We start from the raw sequence: 21,841 nt of genomic DNA, 5'->3' as shown, positions 1-21,841 counted from the left end.
CAGGGCGCAGTGGCTCCAAAATCTAAAATCCAAAATTGGTATAAGAGCGACTCCATTAAAATTTCAATTTTGATTCAGAATATTTACCATTCTCTTTTCATTTCTCGGCAGACAAACTGAGAGAAAAGCTTATCTCCACAACATCTATGCAAAGTGCATTTCAGACGAAAGAGCCAACCAGGGAGCTTTTTCATATCCAAACCAACACCTCTTTTCAACTGCCACCCAATCTTTCTGTAATTTGCATCGGTAAGCCAAATGAACAGAAACCACCAGATATCGATGTTTCTGGCTTACCAGATTCTGATGTCGTATCTCGCATCCACGCGCAAATATGGATCAATGCAGATGAATATCACATTACAGACTTGGGCAGTTCCAATGGCACCTATGTTAACGGTGTCAAGCTGGAATCTAAAATCTTTTGTTCGCTGCACTCAGGAGACAAAGTTTCACTTGGACAAGGAGACAAGGTAACTTTCATATTCAAGGTGAAAGAAACTGTTGTATCTCCTACATCAAATCCTACCCCAAACTCAGCACCAACAAAGATTACACCATCTACTACCGATAAAGAAAAAGAAGTAGCCCTTGCCAGTAAGCTGATTGGCTTAGGTTTAATACTGGCAGGCATTACATTTTTAAGTACAAGCATTTATATTAGCTTCTATTTTCGCAGTACTCCTGGAATTGTGCTGTGTATAGCAGGTGTAGTAGCTCTCAATTGGGGTGATCGTGGCTATCGCAAATTGGGATGGGTTCTGATTGCGATCGGAGTTGCTCTATTTATCGCCAGTGGCGCTGTTATTGGCTCAATATCACTTTTTTCTATCCTTGTGTCATTTGCTAGTGTCTCTTGTGGATTTCAATTGTTCGCAACAGGAAAGGTGTTCAATTTTAATCCCCTTACCCTCAAGCAACTCATCAAAAAATAAGCCAAAGTGGTATTGAGCCGATAACCGTGTAATTGCCCGCATTAGCCGATCAATACCTTCGCCAAAACCCAACACCCTAGAAGAGTGTTGCTATACGTGCAAAGGCTGCCTCCGCAGCCTGTAAGGATTTCAGCCCACGGAGGTGGGCTTTGTTTGTGTAGCCCCAGGCTTGGAGCCTGTGGGCGTTTGCGATCAAACCTTTAATTCCAACGCCTTGCTCTTACCCGGATTCATCAACCTATAAGGATCAACCATCTCCTTAAACTTTAACTGCTCCGGATCGATAACTTTCCTGCCGCCATCTTCAATAATGTAAGTGTGGGGATTGGCAATAAACACACCTTTCTCTTCGTGATCGTGGATAATTTCATTCAGGCGTTCTTCAGAAGTGTAGCGCACGAGTTGTAAAGCCGCAGGTATTGCTGTACCGTTCACCCGGATAAATTCTAAATGCATCATTACTTCATCCCCATAATGATGATACATATGCTCTACTAGTTTCAGACTTTTATCTGCGGGAAAAATACTTTGTAAGTAGGTGATAGAAGTATCAACCGTGCGAGCGTGCAAAGTGGTATGGTTCCAGGTAAATTCCAATAAGTTCGCACCTTTTCCGACTTCCTGTGCTTGTTTTTGATATGTAATTGTGCCACCGTATTGCTCCACTAACCCCGGCAAGAACTCTAAACTCTGTTCTGCAACTAATAATAAAGCGGCGTTAGTGTCATCAGGAATGTACTGCCGCAGCGGAGTAAAGTATTGAGGAATCGGGGATGCAAAGATACCAATTTCTTTTTTGATCATGCCATCGGCATCAGCTAAAGCTTGCCCAAATTTTGCTGCTGCCATAAATTCTGGAAAAGTGAGAATTACCTCTACCCAAGGATAAGCTGGCGCAAGCGGTATTTCTACTTCGGTGATAATACCGTTGATACCCCAGGCATGATTTACCTTTTGTACATCATCGCCACGCAACTCAATTACACGTGGTTCATCTTCCAAAGTTACAACTCTTAGCGCGATCAAATTACCGCGATCGCCTAACAACCCATACTGTATCGATCCAATTCCCCCACTACCTCCAGCCACAAATCCAGCAATTGTCGCTGTACGGTAGGTAGAGGGAGCCATCCGCATTTCCCAGCCACTTTCCCGTGCTTTTTTATCCAGGGCTGCTAATTTCACCCCAGCTTCAACTCGCGCTATTCCCGGCTTTACCCAGCAGATTTCATGCATCCGCGTCATATCAACAATTACACCACCATGTAGCGGTACGCATTGCCCATAATTTCCCGTTCCTGCACCCCGAATCGTGACGGGAATTCGATACTTCACGCAAGCTGCTGCTATTTTTAATACTTCCTGTTCGTTAGCAGGGCGCACAACTACATCCCCGACTTTTCCAGCTAATTTGGGAACTAGAACCGGGCTAAAGGTATGGTAATCTTGAGATAATTTTGCTACTTGAGTAGAGTCAGTAATAATTTCAATACCTTGTAGAGAATTAATTAAGGCTTCTAAATCAAACGATTTAACAGGTGTTGTTGTCATAGTTGCGATAGTTGTTGGTTGTTGGTAATTGGGGCTACTTCTCCTTCAAGCAGTGAATTGGGTATATTGCTTAAAAGATACCAGGTAGCCAGTAGCATATCCGTAACACATCACTAGTCTATTTTTTGCTTCTAGGCGATCGCTTGGCAGAATATGAGTTGTAATGAATAAAATCTTCTTTCCTCCGTGTCCCCTGCGTCCTCTGCGGTTTATTATTCTACAACTTGTGCCTAAGTCCTGTTTCCAACTGCTCAATTTCAGTTTGTTTGACTTCATGGCGTTGATAAATTGGTTCGCTGCGGTTTCTCAAAAAGCCACCACAACGATTTTTCAGCACTGTTTGCATCTCAGCAATGATGGATAAAGCTATGGCTTCTGGTGTATCGGCTCCAATATCTATGCCAACAGGAGCATATAATTTTTGTAGATGTTCTGTGCTGTAATTTATTCCTTGAATACGTAAATCTTGAAGTAATTTTTCAGTACGATACTTTGGCCCCAAAACACCCAAGTATTCTATAGATGATGGCAGAAGTATTTTCAAAATTTCTAAATCGTCGAGATAATTATGAGTCATCACCACAGCAGTTGTGTGTTCATCTACACATATTTGTTTATGTAAAATTTCTCGATGGGTAAGAAACACCTCATCAGCCATTGAAAAACGCTCTTTTGTTGCCTCACTAGCTCGACAATCAATAATCGTTACGTGCCAACCCAAAGCTTTAGCAAACTGTACTACAGGTACAGCGTCATGCCCTGCACCAAAAATTATTAGGCGTGTGGGTGGCTGAATAACTTCGATCAAGACATCAACACTACCTGATGAAAGTTGGTATTTAATTACGCTCGAATGTTGATTTTGCAGGGCGGCTTGAGTGTCTTTAATTAAAGCAAATTTTAAAGAAGATTCTTCAATATTAGTAGTTACACTACGATCTGGATTTAGGATTAAGCGTGCCCCAACCTTAATATTCACCTTACCCTCTACGCCAAAAACGGTTGCAATAATGCGTTGTTGCTGGTTACAGAAACATTGATTAATAACAGCTAAGGGATTAAGTGGATCATTTTGATAGAGACGTTCAATCAAGACTTGCACCACTCCATTACAGCCAAGCCCAAATCCCCAAACAATATCCTCATCAGCATTATTGTCGTATGTGACAACTATTGGTTGCCCATCTGACATAGAAGAGCGAGTATGCTGAAATACATCATTTTCCAAGCAACCACCGCTGATTGTTCCTAGAATTTGACTTTGTGTCATCAGCATCCGCGCCCCTGGCTGGCGATAGCTAGAACCTTTCACATTTACAACAGTGGCAAGAAATACTGGTTCAGCATTTTGTTGACTTTCTGCGAATGCTTTCAAAATTGCGTGTAGCTCTTTCATCACCAATTAATCCCAATTCATCGTTCGTGCGATCGCCTTTGACTAGGAGGAATTATCTACTAACTTTCTGTAGAAACAGTTTCCTCAACTGTTGCAGCCTGTTATTTTCGCCCAAATCCCAGTTGTAAAAGCTTAAGCTAGGTAGAATATAATTTGACTCTAAATACGAGGAACGAGTGTGGAAATTCAAGAATTAAAAGCATTGATTAAAGAAACCATGCGTGAAGTTTTAAAAGAAGAAAGACTTCGCCTCTGCCAAATTCTTATTCCTTACATTAGTAATGATGAACAAAGGGAACTTGAAGCCGAGTTTGGTTCACCGTCAGAATATCTGATGATGAACCAGTTGATCTGACTGATTGGGTGAAACATGGCAATCAAATTTCGCAAAAAAGCGATTAATTTTTTAGAATTCGTACTACAGCAGTTGCCGCAATTCCTCAGCAGTTTTTGCAGTTTTAATAGCTTGTTGAATTGCTTTTAATTTTTGTAAATCTGTGACCTGAGAAATGATTGGCATTAATTCTAAACCTGTATTGCCAAACTTAATTTCTAGCGCCAATTCAATACCTGAAAGTAATTCCTCTCTCCGCCCGCGCGCTTCTCCGCGTGCTTCTCCGCGTGCTTCTCCGCGTGCTTCTCCGCGTGCTTCTCCCTCACGTAAAATTTCCTGATACCAGGGTGACTCTCGCAATATGGCCATATCCCACCTCATGATTTGTTGGACTAATTCACTATCTAGTACAAACGTAGCAAAAAACGCCAAAACAGTTTCCAGTTGATTTAATTGCTCATCAGCACGAAGAACTTGCAATGCTTCTCGAATGATAAACTCGTTCTCTCCACCTTTGAGGATGGGTACAAATGGTAGTAACGATGCTAACGGTTGTTCAAAGGCAATATTCACATCTACTTCCCACAGGTTTATCACGCGATAATCTTGAATGGCACGCAAACCTGCAATAGTTGAGACGAAACTTGTCGGTATTTCTGCGTTACTTGATGGAAGAATATTAATGAGTACAGGGTATGTTGGTAAATTATATTTCTCTTCTGCCAAAGCGGCGTATGCACGCATCCGACGGGGCATTTGGGATTGATAGCGTAATTGTAATTCGTTAAGAACCAGAAATTCTCCATATTGAGAACTGTTAGCACGGATTAAAACATCACTTTCTCTGGATATCCATTGAAATTCTGAGTTGAGAATTTCACTAGCTACAACATCGGGGATCTGTGTTACCCATCTAACCCAGGTGTCGGGTGCGAGACTAATTAATCTTTTCGTGCTGACATCTACGGGCTTTGTCATCGGGGCAAGGCAATATTCTGGTATCGAGTCCAACAATAGTGTCAAGCGATCGCCTACACTTGTGCAATATCGGAAAGTGGAAGCGATCGCTTTGTTGTTACAACAACTTCTCTGGTGTAATCGGTAAATCGCGGATGCGTTTACCTGTGGCATGGTAAACTGCGTTGGCGATCGCTGCTGAAACACCTGTAATTCCAATCTCACCTACACCACGCGCACCAACTGGGTTGAAGTTGAGATCGGGTTCACCCACAAAGGCTACCTCAATGCGAGGAATGTCGGCATGGGCGGGAAAGTGATAGGTAGCAAGGTCATAAACTACAGGATAGCCAATATTAGGATCGAAGTGGCATTCTTCCATTAAGGCTTGCCCAATACCCATAATTACCCCACCCCGCACCTGAGAAGCTGCTGTTTTAGAATTGATAACTCGCCCGATATCCATCACCGATACCCAACGCGTCACCCGCAAACGCCCGATTTCTTCATCGACGCTGACTTCACAAAAATGTGCGCCCCAAGATTGAAACGCCCATTTCTTCGCTTCAGCACCGGGAGCGGTGGATGCTGTGGCTTCAATTGCTGCCCGCCCAGACTGACGCAGATTTGCAAATGCCTCCTGTGCAGTCTTAGTTTTCGCAGTTTTCAGAACTTCCTGGCAGGCTGACATCACTGCCGGGGCAAGGGATGCTGTCATCATTGAACCACCCGCCATGCCACCATCCGGTAGCAAAGAATCGCCCATTTCTACCCGTATTTGTTCAATGGGTAGCCCTAATGCTTCTGCGGCAGTGGCAGCTACAACAGTGTATGCACCAGTACCCATGTCGTTCCCGGAAGTGAGGATGTGGGCGGTACCGTTTGGTAACAACCGCACTTTAACGGATGCTTTACCACGCAAGCCAGGAAAAGTTGCCGCCGCCATCCCCCAACCAATGAGTTTGCCATCACGTGTCAGCGATCGCGGCTGTTTGGCTCTGTCTTTCCAGCCAAATTCCTTGGCACCCACCCGCAAACACTCAGCAAAATGCTTGGCTGAAAATGGCAACCCTTGACGCTGGTGTTGTTTGGCTTCGTTTTTCAAACGCAGTTCCACTGGATCTATCTTTAGCGCCCACGCCAGTTCATCCATTGCCGATTCCAGCGCCCACATTCCAGGATTTTCTCCTGGTGCGCGCATGAAGGTGGGCGTGCCAACGTTCATCACTGCCAATTCCTGATTGAGTCGCAGATTTGGCACAGCATACATAACTGGTGTGATGCTTGTACAAGGTTCTGTGAACACATCTACAGGTGAAGTGTAAGATTTAACTTCGTGAGCGATCGCTTGGAGGTTGCCATCTGCGGTTGCTGCCAAACGGAGAGTTTGCTCAGTTTCAGAACGATGCCCTGTATTTGCTGTCATTTGCCGTCGGCTGACAACGACTTTAAGAGGGCGCTGGAGTTTGCGGGCGGCTGCTGCACAAAGAATGCCGTGCGGCCAAGGAAAGGCTTTGGAACCGAAGGCTCCACCAAGAAACGGTGTAACAATCCGCACTCGTTCCGTCGGAAGTCCAAACAGTTCTGCATAGGTGCGCTGAGTTCCTAACACCCACTGAGACGGCTCGTAAACAGTGAGTGAGTTAGCATCTTGCCAGTGGGAAATGGTGGCATGAGGTTCCATTGGCGCGTGCAGTTCGGTGGAAGTCTTGTAAGTGGCTTCAACCTTGGCTGCTGCACTTGCTATCTCTGCAGCAGCATTCCCAGTTGCAAAACTGCCCTTCTCAAATTTCATTTCCTCCCCAAACATACCCGCAGCCTCCTTAAAAGAAGCCTCTTTACCATCCACAAGTGGTTTTTGGGTAGTGTATTCCACCTTTACTAAATGTGCCGCATCCCGCGCTCGTTCAAAGGTATCTGCCACCACCAAGCCAATAATTTGCCCTGCGTAGTGAACTTTATCATCCGCCAACGGCAGTCGAGCTTCGTAGATTTTTGAATTCATGAAGTCGTTGCTGGGCTTAAAAATCTTGGGCGCATTTTTGTGCGTAAAAACAGCGATTACTCCCGGTGCTTTTTCTGCCGTGCGGGTATCGATACTTTTAATTTGTCCGTTGGCGATGGTAGCGGTAACAAGATAACCGTGAACCAAATCTGGAATTTGATGTTCGGCGGCGTAGGTTGCAGTACCCATAACCTTTGCTCGCCCATCCTTGCGGTTGACGCCAGTGCCAATTACCTTGTTCATGCTACCCCTCCTCCCTTAGCTGAAACTGTAAGTGCGCGGCGAATAGCCCGTTTTGTCATTTCAACTTTGAAACCGTTGTGTGTTAGGGGCTTGGCTCCCCGTAGCGCTATTTCTGCCGCTTGTTGAAATGTTTCTGTGTTGACTGGCTTGCCAATCAAAAACTTTTCTGCCTCTGTCGCTCGCCAGGGTTTGTGAGCTACACCGCCGATTGCCAAGCGCACATCTTTGATCCGCTCTCCTTCCAAGTCAACAGCCGCTGCTACAGATATCAAAGCAAAGGCATAGGAAGCGCGATCGCGTAACTTTAAATAAACTCCTGATTTAGCAAACGGTATCGGTGGCAAAACTACGGCAGTAATTAACTCACCCGGCTCCAGGTTTGTGTCTCGCTGCGGCGTGTTTCCTGGTAAGCGATGAAAGTCTGTGAATGGTATCTGCCGCTTGCCCTTGGTTCCTTCTACCTCCACCACAGCATCCAAAGCCGCAAGGGCAATACACATATCCGATGGGTGAACCGCCAAACACTGCTCGCTGGCTCCCAGGATGGCGTGCATCCGGTTGATGCCCGTTAGTGCCGGGCAACCACTGCCGGGCTGACGTTTGTTACAAGGAAAAGCGGTATCGTAGTAGTAAGGACAGCGGGTGCGTTGCAGAAGATTGCCACCGACAGTCGCCATGTTGCGAATTTGCTGCGATGCCCCAGATAAAATCGCACGAGACAGCATCGGGTAGTCGCGACGAATATCGGGATAGTCGGCTACTGCTGTGTTTGTCACCAAAGCTCCCAGGCGCAAACCACCATTTGCCGTGCGTTCGATGCGCTGCATTTGTAGTCGAGAGATGTCAATCAGTTGTGATGGCTCATCTAAGAATACCTTCAGGCGATCAACCAAATTCGTACCGCCTGCAATAAACATCGCATTTTGATCGGTACTTGCCCGTTGAGCCGCATCTTTCACTGAGGTGGCGCGAGTATATGTGAAGTTGTTCATGCGGGCATCTCCGTAGATTCACTGAGCATCACCTCTGCAACCGGAGATGGTGGATTTTGTCCGGCTACCTGTTGTACTGCTGCTATAATGCCGTTATAAGCACTGCATCGGCAGAGATTACCACTCAGTCGCTCCTTGATTTCAGCCTCAGAAACTTCAGCTAACTGAGGAGGGCGACTTAGATCTAGCGTCACGGCACTAGCACAGCCCCGTTTGATTTCATCGACGAGAGCAACAGAGGCACAAATTTGTCCTGGCGTGCAATAACCGCACTGAAAAGCATCGTTCTCAATAAACGCCGCCTGCACTGGATGAAGAGTATCGCCCTTTGCTAATCCTTCAATAGTGACAATCTCCTTGCCCTCTTGCATGACTGCCAACGTCAAGCAAGAATAAACTCGCTGCCCATCGATCAGAACCGTACAAGCCCCACACTGACCGTGATCGCAGCCCTTTTTGCTACCTACCAGTGCTAGGCGATCGCGCAGAGCATCCAGAAGTGTGACGCGCGGCTCAATCGTCAGGTTTTTCTGTTCTCCATTAACTTTAAGTGTTATATTCATCTCACCTTTAGAATCTTGAGCAGTGTCCTTTGCTACAGTTGCTTGATTCAGCAATGAAGGAGCGGCGATGGCTGTTCCGGCTGTAGTTAATGCCTTGCCTAAAAAATTACGTCGAGACGTTTTGCTCGCCCCTTCTTGAGGGTGTTGCATGATTTTGTACCTCTAGCATTAAAAAAATGCGCTAGCTTTGAAATCTCTGAATCGGCTTGCAAAAAATGTAGCAGATCCACAAGCTCCAGAAGTAGTATTTACTCCGAACGACTCAAAAAATATGTCTTAAGTCTGATTAGATAGGGGATTGGGGATCAGGGACAAGGGGAGGACACTTGCGTGCGGAGGTTCCCCTACTAACTACTAACCAATGACCAATGAGCAATGACAATCTTAACTATTTAGCTTTATTTGTACCGATCCACTAAAACTGCCAGTAGTTGTATTCCGGTAGTTATATTTAGTTGCACTCACATATTTTAGAATTCTGGCTTTAAGTGTAGGTTAAGCTGGACAAAGATGACTAAAAAACAAAATTATTACTATAACTTTAAAATATTACTTACTGCTGATGCTATCAAAAAACTAAATAAGTTATATAATGTATACCAGATAATCTGGATGCATAAAGACTTTTGAGCATAAGCCCCTGAAACCTCATAGCTCTACCGATTGGCTATTCATGGTCTCAGAACACTATTTCCTGATACTAAGGATGTTTATTTACTTAATCATTAAAACACATTAAAAGTAAATACTCTAAAAGCCCAGAAAAAGCGCGTAAAAGCGTAATTCACTGTGCTCAACTAGCTATACTTGGTGTCAGAAAATAGATTTTTCAATTAGATATATTCAGTTGTAAATCTCCAATTGGGTGCTGAGACCTAAGCAATAAAAATGCACTTGGGGAGAATTAATAATGACACACGTTGAAGGAACTTTTGAAGGAGCAGGAGGTCTATACCTTTACTATCAAGGCTGGCTGCCAGAAGGGCAGGTACGGGCAATTATAGCAATAGTACATGGGTTAGGAGCGCATAGTGGGTTATTCGATACTGCCGTGCAATACTTAATCCCAAAAGGCTATGCTATATATGCCTTTGACCTGCGGGGGCATGGACGTTCCCCTGGACAGCGGGGACACATCAATGCCTGGACAGAGTTTCGAGAAGACTTGCATACCTTTTTAACGCGAATACAAGAACGAGCAATTAATTGTGCTTGCTTTGTGTGGGGACATAGTCTGGGAGCAGTTATTGCCTTAGACTACGCCTTGCATTTTCCGGAAAGTTTGCAAGGATTGATATTAACGGCACCGGCATTAGGTAAAGTCAGGGTTCCAGCTTTTAAAGTTGCTCTAGGGCTGATGCTCTCACAAATCTGGCCGCGCTTTAGCCTCAAGGTTGGTATTAAGCGTGGTGCGAGTTCGCGAGATCCCAAGGTGCTAACTGCCTATGCTCAAGATCCATTACGGCATGAGTATGGCAGTGCCCGACTGGCTACGGAATTTTTCGCAGCCAAGAATTGGGTAGAAAGCCATGCATCTGATTTAAAGGTTCCCTTATTAATTCTGCATGGCTGTGAAGACTTAATTACACCGACCGAGGGTAGTTTAGCTTTGTTTGAACAAGTAAACTTCCCAGACAAAGAATGTCATGTTTATCCGGGTGACTATCACGATCTTCATCTAGATATCAATTATCAAGATGTGCTGATGGATTTAGGAAATTGGCTCGAACGACATTTGAATTTGGGAACAAACCATCAACCAGTAGCTTGTCAAATAAAAATTGCCTCTTTGCAACCAGAAACTATGAATAAGTAAGTCGGTGGAAATAAACAGAACTAAGTTACGAAAGGTAAATATGTCTCAAAATCCTACGAATAACCAAGGACAAATGACAAATGATGACCCTAACTAGTTAGCTTTATTTGTATCGCCCTAATTTATATAACTCTATTTTTGCAAAAAAGATACAAAGGTGGATTTTGATCCCCACTATGATCTAAATTAATATTATGTACTTTGTACATAGTTTTAAGGCATTTAGGTGTGAAGGAACCAAAGTCTTAAAAAAATCTAGCTCTGTCATGGACAGATACCATATATAAAGGAGAGACTGGTCAGGAATCAGAACTTAGGTATCGAAAGTCAGCATCCAGATTAAATACCTAATGCTTGTATGTAAATTTGACAAAACATCATTGGATAAACTTTTATCCAACTGAGATTGAAAGCCTTTGAATTCCTATCATGAAAGTAAACTTCTACCTTGAAATGTATGAATTTACTTTAGTAAATAAATTCTTCTGGAATGACAGACGATTTTGGGCGTTTAGTTATAATTTTCATTAAATAACTAACAACTCAAATCAAAATTGTCAGTCAAATCAGGTCTGATAATTTCAAAAACACTGTTAGTAAGGGAAAGAGTTTCAAGCTCTTCTAAGGCAAAATGTTATGGACAGATCGGACTTATAAAGCTCCTCCCAACTCTGGGAAAATTTTATTGGGACGTACATTGCCTTCGTTACTGGATGAAGCGTGCGATCGCTATCTCAATCCTCAAGCCTTGAACGAATGGATGGAAAAAGGTTGGCAATCCCTATCCAATCAAGAATTTCAAAGCGCTGCTGAAGAAATAGCACTCTCGTTGTTGGATCTGGTGGGAGAGAAAGGCAATACCGTCGCCCTATTGATGCACAGCAATGTCAACTTCTGCATAGTTGATATGGGTTGTCTGTTGGCTGGTTTAGTGGATGTGCCGATTGACCTTACCCAAACGCTCGAAAACATTATTTTTATCTTGCGGCATTCACAAGCCAAAGTACTGATTGTTGCTAATTTAGACTTGCTCTCTCAAATCATACCTTACTTGGGAGATACACCCCACCTGAAGGCAGTGATAGTTGCCGATGTTCCTAGTGATTGGCAGCAGAATCAAAATCTAGAGCAAATATGCCCTAAATGTCCCCAACACATCCCAGTTTTTTCCCTCTGGGAACTTCGTGCCAAAGGACAGGCTTTAAATTCACAAAGCAAGCGACAGCAACTACGTTCCCAGCTAGCAGCGAATGACCTAGCCACTATTATTTATATACCAGGAGTGATGGGAGAGCCGCAGGGAGTAATGCTGACTCATGAAAACCTTTCTGGCGATGCACTCTCGATGTTTAGTGGTATTCCCGATCTAGAATTTGGTGAAAAAGAGGTCACACTATCGTATCTGCCCTTGACACACGTTTTTGCCCGCGTCTTTTTATACGGTCATATTAGCTATGGGCATAGCATTTACCTGACTACTCCTAACCGGGTAATCAAACATTTCAAAGAAGTGCAACCAACGTTATTCGCAACGGTGCCACTTTTATTGGAGAGAGTTTACAACAAGATTCTGGAAGAAGGGACTAGGCGAACCAAGTTGTCAACACAAACTGAAGTTAAGCATAACGTGCTGTCGCGCATCCTCACTTTTGCGACTCAGATGCTGCGTAGGGAACAGTCAAAAATGCAGAGATTTCGTTTATCTTCCCTGCGTTGGAAGTTCCCACCTTTACGTATTTCTGTCTCTGCATATGGATGGCGTGAGATGGCATTTCAAGAGCGCATCTATAATTGGGCGCTGAACCTTGCCAAACAGTACGAGATAGGAAAGCCACCAAGAGGAAGATATGCCTTGATGATGAAGCTGGCAGATAAGCTGGTGTTCTGGCAATGGCGACTGATATTTGGAGGTCGGATCAAATACTTAATTTGTGGGGGTGCTGCCTTAAAAGCAGAGATAGCGAACTTGTTTACCGCAGCAGGAGTGACAATTCTGCAAGGTTATGGTTTAACCGAGACAAGCTCTGCTGTTACCAGCAACCGGGGAAGATTCAATCGTGCCGGAACAGTAGGTGTGCCTTTAGCGGGAGTGGAGATAGCGATCGCCGATGATGGAGAAATCCTCACCAGAAGTCCTTACATCACTCAAGGCTACTACAACAACCCTGAAGCCACCCAACAACTGATTGATGCAGACGGTTGGTTGCACACAGGTGACTTAGGAGAGTTTACAGCCGATGGTTTTCTCAAGATTACTGGACTCAAGAAAAGCCGATTCAAACTCTCTACAGGCAAATACGTCACACCACAACCAATTGAAACCAAGCTAGAACAATCTCCTCTAGTTGCCAAAGCAGTTGCTGTTGGAGCAGAGCGTAAATTCTGTGCCATGCTAATTTTCCCCAATCTAGATAACCTGCATTCCTACGCTCTCACCATTGGCATAGATTTACCACCAGATGCGTTGCTCAACCATCCATGTATCATCGCCATCTATAAGGCATTGGTTGAGGAAGCTAACTGTCATTTACCTTACTGGTCAACTGTGAAGCGATTCCAGCTCATTAATGCTACCCTCACAGTTGAAAATGGGTTGCTTGCACCCAATCAACAAGTACAACGCGCAAAAGTAGTGGAAACTTTTGCCAAAGAAATTGATGCCATCTATGAAGACGCGCCAGCGACTTCCCGGAAGGTAGACACGGGCACGCCAAGACACGAAGATGCCAAAACAGGGAATACAGACGAACAGGATAACCTTTTATCTTCCTGTCCTTCTATACCTCAGCCTTCATGCCCCGCATTCGCGCAATCTCTAACTTTATAAGGAGGGTTTAGGAACTATGTTTAAGCCGTTCCGCACAGCTGCCGTTCTCGGTGCGGGGATAATGGGAACCCAAATTGCCGCTCATCTCGCTAATGCAGGATTGACTGTACATTTATTAGATATTCCTGCCAAAACCAGCAATAAAAACGAAATAGTCGAATCAGCATTCAAAAAAGCTTTAAAACAGTCTCCACCAATCTTCTTTACAGAAAAAACTGCCCGTCGGGTAATTCTGGGCAATTTTGACGAGCATTTTCACAGGATTGCTGATGTTGATTGGGTAATTGAAGCGGTGGTAGAAAATCTGGCTATCAAGCAGCAGTTGATGGCACGGGTTGAAGAAGTTATTCGGGATGATACAGTCGTGTCTACAAATACTAGTGGATTGCCTATCAACGCAATTGCTCAAGGACGCTCTGAATCTTTCCACAAAAGGTTTTTAGGAACTCACTTTTTTAACCCTCCACGCTATCTGAAATTACTTGAACTTATTCCAACAAAAAATACTGCAACCGAAGTAATAAACAGGATGCAGTGGTTTGGCGAACTATATCTAGGCAAAGGAGTAGTAGTAGCAAAAGATACTCCTAATTTTATTGCCAATCGCATTGGGATGTATGTAACAATGCTGGGTTTGCGGGCATTGACCGAGCAGGGATACACCATTGAAGAAATTGATACTCTCACGGGAACGCTGGTGGGACGACCAAAGTCAGCAACATTCCGGACTGCGGACTTAGTAGGATTAGATACACTGTTGTATGTAGCAGAAAACCTCTATCCAGCGATTCCCCAAGATGAAAGCCGTGAGATTTTTCGCGTTCCCCAGCTACTGCGCAAACTAGTAGAAACAGGGTCATTAGGTGTAAAAACAGGTCAAGGATTTTACAAGAAGCAAGGCAAAGAAATTCTCTCTATCAATCCAGGAACATTGGCTTATGAACCAGCTAAACCTATGAACTTGGGGGATATTGAGGCACTCAGTCAAATTCACGATTTAAAGAAACGCCTACACATTCTCTATCAACATCCTGGTCGTGCAGGTGATTTCTTCCGGCAATTAACCTTAAATATTTTGGCATACAGTGCTCGTCGCATTCCCGAAATTGCTGACAGTCCTGCCGATATTGATAAGGCTATGCGCTGGGGATTTGGCTGGGAACTTGGCCCCTTTGAAATTTGGGATGCGCTTGGATTTGAAACTGTGCTGGCAGATATGAAAGCTGCTAGTATTCCGGTGCCGGAGTGGGTGGAGGAGAAAGGCAGAAGGCAGAAGGCAGAAGGCAGAAGGGAATCTGTTTTCTATGAAGGTGTAATTTCACAGACAGGTAAAGTTGATGAAATTAACTTGACGGCGTTAAAAGCAGATCCAGAAAGGACGCTGTGGCAAAATTCAGAGGCGGCGTTGCTGGATTTGGGAGATGGGGTAGTTTTGTACGAGTTTCGCTCTAAAGGTAATACCTTAAGCTTGCAGGTGGTAAATGGCTTCAATGAGGTGCTAGATCTCCTTGAAAATAGCGAATTTCGAGGATTGGTAATTGGCAACGACAGCGCGAATTTCTCTGCTGGGGCAAATTTGGCAGAAATGGGAATGCTGGCACAGACGGGAAATTTCCAAGCGATCGCCAACCTCATCGTCAAGTATCAGTCACTGCTACAACGGATTCAATATTTCCCCAAACCCATTGTTGCCGCGGTTGTTGGACGCGCTTTGGGAGGTGGCTGTGAGTTAGTAATGGCTTGTCCGCACGTTGTTGCAGCAGCCGAATCCTATATTGGGTTAGTAGAACTCAGCGTCGGTCTGATTCCGGGCGCAGGTGGTATTATGCGGATGGTGACTTGGGCAGCCGAGCGGGCAGCAAGCGAATCACCCCAACATATTCAGCCTTTCTTACGCCAAGCTTTTGAAACCGTTGGCATGGCAAAAGTTTCTAATAGTGCTTACGAAGCGCAGGAATTGGGTTTCCTCTCACCCAAAACCAAAATTGTGATGAATGCAGATCGGCGGTTGGATGTTGCCAAACAAGAAGTGGTGTGTCTGGAAAAAACAGGCTACACGCCACCCCCAAATCGCAACGCAATTATGGTGCTGGGGCGTCCGGCGCAGGCAATGCTGGAACAAGCTGCCTACATCATGCAGCAAGGAGGTTTCATCAGTGAATACGATCGCTATCTCGCTGAAAACCTAGCCTATGTCATGACTGGTGGGGAATTAACTGCACCTGCTTTAGTTGATGAAGATTACCTATTGCAGCTGGAGCGAGAGAAGTTTTTACCACTATTGCAGCAATCCAAGACTCAAGAGCGGATTATGCATATGCTTAAGACGAAGAAACCGCTGCGAAATTAATATAACAACGAACCACAAAGAGCACAAAGAGCGCAAAGAGGAGGACACTGCCGTAGACGCGGAGCGGATAGAAGTAGGTAGCGGATAAGCGAAAGTAAGGGTTTCCCGACTTGAGTCAAGTGTCCGCCGCAAAGTGAGAATTCTTTGTGTCCTTTGTGTCCTTTGTGGTTCATATCCCTAAAAATATTCAAAACTTGGTGAGGAAACATGAAAGAAGCCTACATTGTAAGTAGTGTCCGGACTGCTGTTGGCAAAGCCCCACGCGGCACGCTACGTAATATGCGCTCTGATGATATGGGAGCAGTTGCAACTAAAGCCGCTATTGAACAAGTAAAAGGTCTCGATCCAGATCGCATTGATGATGTCATCTTTGGCTGTGCTTTTCCGGAAGCTGAACAAGGATTTAATTTGGGGCGAGTTATAGCCCAGCGAGCAGGCTTACCGGATTCTGTACCAGGTAGCACGGTTAACCGCTTCTGCGCCTCCGGACTCCAAACCATTGCGATGGCAAACCAGGCGATTATGACAGGGCAAGCAGACGTGATGGTTGCGGGTGGAGCCGAGTCCATGAGCTTGATTCCGATGGGAGGCCATTATTTAGCTCCTAACCCGGAGATGATGGCAGAAAATCCTCAAGCCTACTCGACGATGGGCATTACGGCAGAAAACGTGGCACAGCAGTACCACATTTCCCGTGAGGATCAAGATGCCTTTGCCTTGCGATCGCATCAAAAAGCCTTAGCTGCAATTGGACAAAATCGGTTTGCTGAAGAAATTGTGCCTCTACAAGTACGAGAAACTTTATACATAGATGGCAAAACGCAGTTGGTAGAGAAGGTTTTCCAGGTCGATGAAGGGCCGCGTCCCGATACCAGCTTGGCAGCTCTAGCTAAGTTGCAACCTGCGTTTCGTATTGGTGGCACAGTTACGGCTGGTACTTCTTCGCAAATGTCAGATGGTGCGGCGGCAACGGTGCTGATGAGCGATCGCATGGTCAAGGAACTCGGCATCCAGCCCCTGGGACGAATGTTAGGGTATGCGGTGGCTGGTGTAGCTCCAGAAATCATGGGTATCGGCCCTGTGGAAGCAGTGCCAAAGGTGCTGAAGCAGGTGGGTTTAACTTTAGATGATATCGGATTGATTGAACTCAATGAAGCCTTTGCCGCCCAAAGTTTAGCCGTAATTCACAAACTTGGTTTGAATCAGGAAATTGTAAATGTAAATGGTGGCGCGATCGCTCTCGGCCATCCTTTGGGTTGCACGGGTGCGAAGCTGACAGCTACTATCCTCCACGAAATGAAACGGCGCGGTGTTCGTTACGGACTCGTGACGATGTGCGTTGGTGGCGGAATGGGAGCAGCGGCGGTGTTTGAGAATTTGTCATCTCACAGGGTTTAGGAAGACGCGGAGACAGTGGGACGCGGTGAGGGAAGATATCACTGCATCCCTGTGTACTTTAAACTCACCGTGTCAGCCTTAATCACTGTATTTACCTGCCTACGAAACGAGTTGGGATAAAGCTATGATTCTTCTTTTCCTTGTACCAGATTACCTACAATCCTTCCCCGCGTCTTTGTTTCTCCGCGTCACCGCGTCTATTTTATTACTTTTACTGGGCTACATCGGTGTTCCGTTGTGGATGTGGTCGCTCTATTTTGCGGTAGTGTTGGCAGCATGGCAAGCACCTGTTTGGGTTTGGGTATTGTTTGGTGTAGTAATTGCGATTTTGAATGTGCCAATTCTGAGGCGATCGCTCCTCACATCTCCATTAATTCAAGGTATAAAAGCATTCAATATATTACCGAAAATTTCTGATACTGAGCGGGCAGCAATTGAAGCGGGAAATGTTTGGGTGGATGGCGAGTTCTTTTCTGGTAAGCCTGATTTCCAAAGAATTAGAAGCGAACCCTATCCTCAAATTACACCAGAATTACAAGCATTTCTGGATGGGCCGGTTGAACAAGTTTGTCAGATGGTAAGCGATTGGGAAATTTATCGCCGCAAGGATTTACCACCTGAAGTTTGGGACTATCTCAAACAAGAGCGCTTCTTGGGAATGATGATTCCGAAAGAGTACGGTGGTTTGGGCTTTTCCAACTTCGCCTACAGTAATGTGATGACAAAGTTGGCATCCCGTTCTTTTACTCATATCGCTACCGTTGGTGTAACAAACTCCTTGGGGCCTGCTAAATTATTATTGCGTTACGGTACACCCGAACAGAAAAATCATTATTTGCCACGCCTAGCTAGGGGAGAAGAAATTCCCTGTTTTGCCTTGACTGAACCGAATGCGGGTTCGGATGCGGCAAGTATCAAGTCTGAAGGGGTGGTGTTTAAGAGTGAAGATGGCAAGCTTTATCTGCGATTGAACTGGAAAAAAAGATACATTACTTTGGGTGCGATCGCTACTCTGTTGGGGCTGGCTTTTAGACTGCGAGATCCCAACAATCTTTTAGGTAAGGGGGAAGATGTAGGTATTACCTGCGCCTTAATTCATACTGATACGCCTGGTGTTGTTCTCGGAAAGCGTCACGATCCGATGGGTGTGCCTTTTTACAATTCACCTACAGAAGGACATGATGTAGTCATTCCTATAGACCAAATTATTGGCGGTGTGGAACAGGCAGGACAGGGCTGGAAGATGCTCATGCAATCCTTGGCAGCAGGTCGAGGCATCAGCTTCCCGGCTAGCTGTGCAGGAGTTGCCAAACTAGTAGCAAGGGTGACAGGCGCTCATTCAGTAGTGCGGCAACAGTTTGGTTTACCGATTGGTCGTTTTGAAGGCGTAGAAGAACCTTTAGCGCGGATTGGCGGTTTAACATATCTGATGGAAGCGGCTCGCACCTATACCTGTGGTGCGGTAGACAAAGGCGAACAGCCAGCAGTAATTTCGGCGATCGCCAAGTATAACCTAACAGAACTGTCTCGCAAAATTATCAATGACGGCATGGACATTCAAGGAGGCGCGGGAATTTGTCGCGGGCCGAGAAATCTATTGGCAAATATTTATACAGCAACACCAATTTCTATTACCGTCGAAGGAGCAAATATCCTCACCCGCACAATGATGATTTTCGGTCAGGGAGCGATTCGCTGTCACCCCTATGTATATTCAGAAATTACCGCTCTCAATCAGTCTGATGTAAATGCTTTTGACCAAGTATTCTGGAATCACATCGGGCTAACTATACGTAATGCTTTTCGTGCTGTTCTCCTCAGTATTTCCCGTGGATATTTGGCTAGTTCTCCCGTCAAAGGAGCGACAGCTAAATATTACCGCAAACTAGAGTGGGCATCTGCTACCTTTGCTTTCCTCACTGATGTTGCCTTGTTCTGTTTTGGTGGCACGCTGAAGCGGCGAGAAAAGCTGACTGGAAGGTTTGCTGATATTCTGTCGTGGATGTATTTAGGAACAGCAACCCTGCGTCGGTTCGAGGCGGAAGGTTCGTTATCAGAAGACTTGCCCTTTGTTGACTGGGCAATGCAATATACCTTTGCTCAAATTCAGCAGGGATTCGAGGGTATTTTCAATAATATGCCCATACCTGTACTCGGTAGCTTATTCCAAGGGCCGATTAGTTGGTGGTGGCGACTAAATCCCATTGGCACCATGCCCTCCGATCAACTTGGCAGTGAAGTTGCCCGCAGCCTTCAGACTATAGGGCAGCGCCGCGATAGGCTCACCGCAGGTATATATATTCCTACCTCTGTGGATGAAGCATTGGGACGTTTGGAACACGCTTTTATGTTGTCATCCCAAGCCGAGTCAATTCTCAAAACCATCAAAGCAGCCAGCCATGCTGGTAAGCTACCGCAGCAAAAACCCGAACGCCTAATTGCAGCAGCACTAGAGGCGGGAGTAATTAGTTCCCAAGAGGCTGAACTTTTGCGTGAGGCAGAGATTGCTCGCAATGATGCTATTCAGGTAGATGCGTTTACGCTGGAGGAATATCAGCAAGGAAAATCGGATATTTCCGCACAAGAGATGCTTAAACCTGTGTTGGTTTAGAGAGTTGTGTGATTTACATCGTTACAATTTTTGGGGAGAAAAGTTATTCTGCCTATCTTAAACCTTAGATGCGATCGCCTCACCCGCGATCGCTTGGTTGTCTGGTAAAACTACGATCGCCCCTTGCAGTTGTGTCATGATTATATTGACCTCGTAAGAGGTTGACGTTAGCCGTTGCGATTCTTCCTGAAAAAGTAACGGGCAAAAAGAAACAGGAAGGTAAAGACGCGATGACACAGGCAGCAGCAATTACAGAAGCGATTACCAGTTTAACGGATGCCGAAACCCGATTTGGTCTAGTTCGGATTGAAGACGAGCAATTTTTTACAGAATGGTTTGAAGATTTACCGGAAATTACGGAAGCTGAAAAAGCTTCTTTAGATGTTCTGCGGCGCAGGTATCTCTATCACCGTGGCGAAGGTGATTTATTAGAAGGGACTGTGATGTTGTTAGTAGTATCTCCCTTGCTAGCACTGGCAGGATTTTACGATCCTCCTTTTAGAATCAAGGCGGAATCATCGGTAGATCTGGTGCTGAATGATGGAGAGGAGGTACTGCGCGGACGGATTGACGTATTGGTGCTGCAAAATCAGTTTTGGGTTATGGTATTGGAGTCCAAAAAAACGACGCTTTCAGTTTGGACGGCTTTACCACAAGCACTAGCTTATTTGATGGCTAACCCTAACTCCGATAAACCTGTGTTTGGCATGGTGACTAATGGCGATGATGTTTTATTTATTAAATTGACACAAACAGAAACTCCTCAATACGACTTGTCAAGGGTTTTTGCACTGTTTACATCAAAAAGAGAACTATACGAAATTTTACAAATTCTGAAGCGTATTGGTCAGGCGATCGCACCTACTAATTAAACTACTTTTCTGCAACCAACTTACGCAATACTAAGAAATTGTATCTGCATCAATTCCCGCTCCAAAATGGCAAATAATAAAGCATCTCGCCATTGACCTTTAATTAATTCATACTCTCGCAGATATCCTTCTTGACGCATACAAATTTTTATTAAAACTCTCATCGAGGCTTTGTTTTGCGGATCGCAGATTGCAAAAATTCGATGTAAATTTAATTGCTTAAAGCCAAATTCTAGAAGCTTGCTTCCCAATTCGGTTGCATATCCTTTTCCCCAGAATTCCTTAGCCAAGCAGAATCCGATCGAGGCTTCTCGCTTGTCTAGGTTGGTGATGGAAATGCGACAGGAGCCAATGACTTGTTTGTTTGCTTTTAAAGTAACTGCAAAAGCAAAATGCTGACGCAATTTTTTTCGTCGCATTTTTACCTCTGCTTGCAAAAAATTTTTGGTATCTTCTTCTGTATTGGGGCCAAATGGTAGATAACGTACAACAGCTGGATCGGAGGCGTAGATATGCACTGCCTGCCAATCTGACTCTACAAACTCTCGGAGAATGAGACGTTCGGTTTCTAAGGGTGGATAAATACTGCTCATAAATTTAGTTTAAAAGTTAGGAGTTACAAGTTACAAATAAAACCCATCACTTCTAACTGATACCCCAAAATTTTCTTTTATTATTAAAATTCGCATATAAATGGCTGATAGCTCAATATCCTTTTGGCGATCGCCCGTTTGGAGAAATGGTTGCTATGACAAGGGCATACATGGGGCAGTCTGAATCAGCTGAATCAGATGCGATCGCATTTTCTCATCTGAAACGGTGTCTGCTTGGTAATTGATGACAATAGATGCAGATCTGGGGTTAACGCGGACATTTGTGATGTTAGGAGTGGATTTAAGCATTAATTTGAGTTTCTCGGCATACTCAGAATCTCTAGTCAGCCGAGGAATACGAAAGCGGATGCGCCCAGGAGTTGCATGGACAATGCGTC

At 44.9% G+C, this 21,841-nt stretch carries 17 protein-coding genes; 8 read left to right on the top strand and 9 right to left on the bottom strand.

Annotated elements, in window-relative coordinates; genetic code table 11:
* The first annotated feature begins 146 nt into the window (after nucleotides 1–146).
* Nucleotides 147–935: an FHA domain-containing protein gene (locus tag UYC_RS0129635; protein ID WP_016877771.1), complete on the top strand. Its 789-nt coding sequence runs from the start codon at nucleotides 147–149 to the stop codon at nucleotides 933–935.
* Between the two features lie 192 nt (nucleotides 936–1,127).
* Here the strand turns inward: UYC_RS0129635 and UYC_RS0129630 are convergent, their stop codons facing one another.
* On the bottom strand, nucleotides 1,128–2,486 hold the full coding sequence (locus UYC_RS0129630; protein ID WP_016877770.1) for an FAD-binding oxidoreductase: 1,359 nt from the start codon (nucleotides 2,484–2,486) through the stop codon (nucleotides 1,128–1,130).
* A gap of 217 nt (nucleotides 2,487–2,703) precedes the next feature.
* The gene (locus tag UYC_RS0129620; RefSeq protein ID WP_016877768.1) at nucleotides 2,704–3,882 is read right to left on the bottom strand and encodes an XdhC family protein; all 1,179 of its coding nucleotides are present in this window, start codon (nucleotides 3,880–3,882) and stop codon (nucleotides 2,704–2,706) included.
* Between the two features lie 178 nt (nucleotides 3,883–4,060).
* Between UYC_RS0129620 and UYC_RS39150 the strand changes: the two genes are divergently transcribed.
* Complete coding sequence (locus UYC_RS39150) at nucleotides 4,061–4,237, top strand: hypothetical protein (protein ID WP_016877767.1); 177 nt, start codon at nucleotides 4,061–4,063, stop codon at nucleotides 4,235–4,237.
* 63 nt (nucleotides 4,238–4,300) lie between these two features.
* Here UYC_RS39150 and UYC_RS0129610 read toward each other — a convergent pair whose 3' ends face one another.
* From UYC_RS0129610 to UYC_RS0129595, 4 genes are all read right to left on the bottom strand, one after another.
* On the bottom strand, nucleotides 4,301–5,194 hold the full coding sequence (locus tag UYC_RS0129610) for an RpnC/YadD family protein (RefSeq protein WP_016877766.1): 894 nt from the start codon (nucleotides 5,192–5,194) through the stop codon (nucleotides 4,301–4,303).
* A gap of 97 nt (nucleotides 5,195–5,291) precedes the next feature.
* Nucleotides 5,292–7,421, bottom strand: coding sequence for a xanthine dehydrogenase family protein molybdopterin-binding subunit (locus UYC_RS0129605; RefSeq protein ID WP_016877765.1), 2,130 nt, complete (start codon nucleotides 7,419–7,421; stop codon nucleotides 5,292–5,294).
* Complete coding sequence (locus tag UYC_RS0129600) at nucleotides 7,418–8,413, bottom strand: FAD binding domain-containing protein (RefSeq protein ID WP_016877764.1); 996 nt, start codon at nucleotides 8,411–8,413, stop codon at nucleotides 7,418–7,420. Before UYC_RS0129600 ends, UYC_RS0129605 begins: the two co-directional genes overlap by 4 nt.
* Nucleotides 8,410–9,126, bottom strand: a complete 717-nt coding sequence (locus UYC_RS0129595) for a 2Fe-2S iron-sulfur cluster-binding protein (RefSeq protein ID WP_016877763.1) — start codon at nucleotides 9,124–9,126, stop codon at nucleotides 8,410–8,412. The genes UYC_RS0129600 and UYC_RS0129595 overlap by 4 nt, the downstream gene beginning before the upstream one ends.
* Before the next feature lie 760 nt (nucleotides 9,127–9,886).
* Between UYC_RS0129595 and UYC_RS0129585 the strand changes: the two genes are divergently transcribed.
* The 5 genes from UYC_RS0129585 (at nucleotide 9,887) to UYC_RS0129565 (ending at nucleotide 19,978) form a co-directional block, all read left to right on the top strand.
* Entirely contained in the window at nucleotides 9,887–10,792 is a 906-nt protein-coding gene (locus UYC_RS0129585) for an alpha/beta hydrolase (protein WP_016877762.1), read from the top strand.
* Nucleotides 10,793–11,423: 631 nt separating this feature from the next.
* Nucleotides 11,424–13,619, top strand: a complete 2,196-nt coding sequence (locus UYC_RS0129580) for an AMP-dependent synthetase/ligase (RefSeq protein ID WP_016877761.1) — start codon at nucleotides 11,424–11,426, stop codon at nucleotides 13,617–13,619.
* A 16-nt stretch (nucleotides 13,620–13,635) separates the two neighbouring features.
* A complete protein-coding gene (locus UYC_RS0129575; protein ID WP_016877760.1) occupies nucleotides 13,636–15,969 on the top strand; it encodes a 3-hydroxyacyl-CoA dehydrogenase/enoyl-CoA hydratase family protein in 2,334 nt (777 codons plus the stop codon).
* A gap of 207 nt (nucleotides 15,970–16,176) precedes the next feature.
* Complete coding sequence (locus tag UYC_RS0129570) at nucleotides 16,177–17,367, top strand: thiolase family protein (protein ID WP_016877758.1); 1,191 nt, start codon at nucleotides 16,177–16,179, stop codon at nucleotides 17,365–17,367.
* A 241-nt stretch (nucleotides 17,368–17,608) separates the two neighbouring features.
* A complete protein-coding gene (locus UYC_RS0129565; protein ID WP_016877756.1) occupies nucleotides 17,609–19,978 on the top strand; it encodes an acyl-CoA dehydrogenase in 2,370 nt (789 codons plus the stop codon).
* Between the two features lie 57 nt (nucleotides 19,979–20,035).
* On the opposite strand, the gene UYC_RS38310 is transcribed toward UYC_RS0129565, so the two are convergent.
* Nucleotides 20,036–20,215 carry a hypothetical protein gene (locus UYC_RS38310; RefSeq protein WP_127011402.1) on the bottom strand — a complete coding sequence of 60 codons (180 nt, stop codon included), beginning with the start codon at nucleotides 20,213–20,215 and terminating at the stop codon, nucleotides 20,036–20,038.
* Here UYC_RS38310 and UYC_RS0129560 point away from each other — a divergent pair.
* Nucleotides 20,209–20,850 carry a type I restriction endonuclease gene (locus tag UYC_RS0129560; protein WP_016879775.1) on the top strand — a complete coding sequence of 214 codons (642 nt, stop codon included), beginning with the start codon at nucleotides 20,209–20,211 and terminating at the stop codon, nucleotides 20,848–20,850. The two genes, UYC_RS38310 and UYC_RS0129560, sit on opposite strands and share 7 nt — an antisense overlap.
* A gap of 20 nt (nucleotides 20,851–20,870) precedes the next feature.
* Here UYC_RS0129560 and UYC_RS0129555 read toward each other — a convergent pair whose 3' ends face one another.
* Nucleotides 20,871–21,443 (bottom strand): GNAT family N-acetyltransferase, encoded by a 573-nt coding sequence (locus tag UYC_RS0129555; protein WP_016877753.1) that lies wholly within the window; start codon nucleotides 21,441–21,443, stop codon nucleotides 20,871–20,873.
* Between the two features lie 153 nt (nucleotides 21,444–21,596).
* On the bottom strand, nucleotides 21,597–21,791 hold the full coding sequence (locus tag UYC_RS39660; protein WP_321164286.1) for a hypothetical protein: 195 nt from the start codon (nucleotides 21,789–21,791) through the stop codon (nucleotides 21,597–21,599).
* Between the last annotated feature and the right edge of the window lie 50 nt (nucleotides 21,792–21,841).

The organism is Chlorogloeopsis fritschii PCC 6912 (assembly GCF_000317285.1).
GTDB lineage: Bacteria > Cyanobacteriota > Cyanobacteriia > Cyanobacteriales > Nostocaceae > Chlorogloeopsis > Chlorogloeopsis fritschii.
Note: the sequence above shows the minus strand (reverse complement) of the source record. Positions and strands in the feature narration are given on the sequence as shown.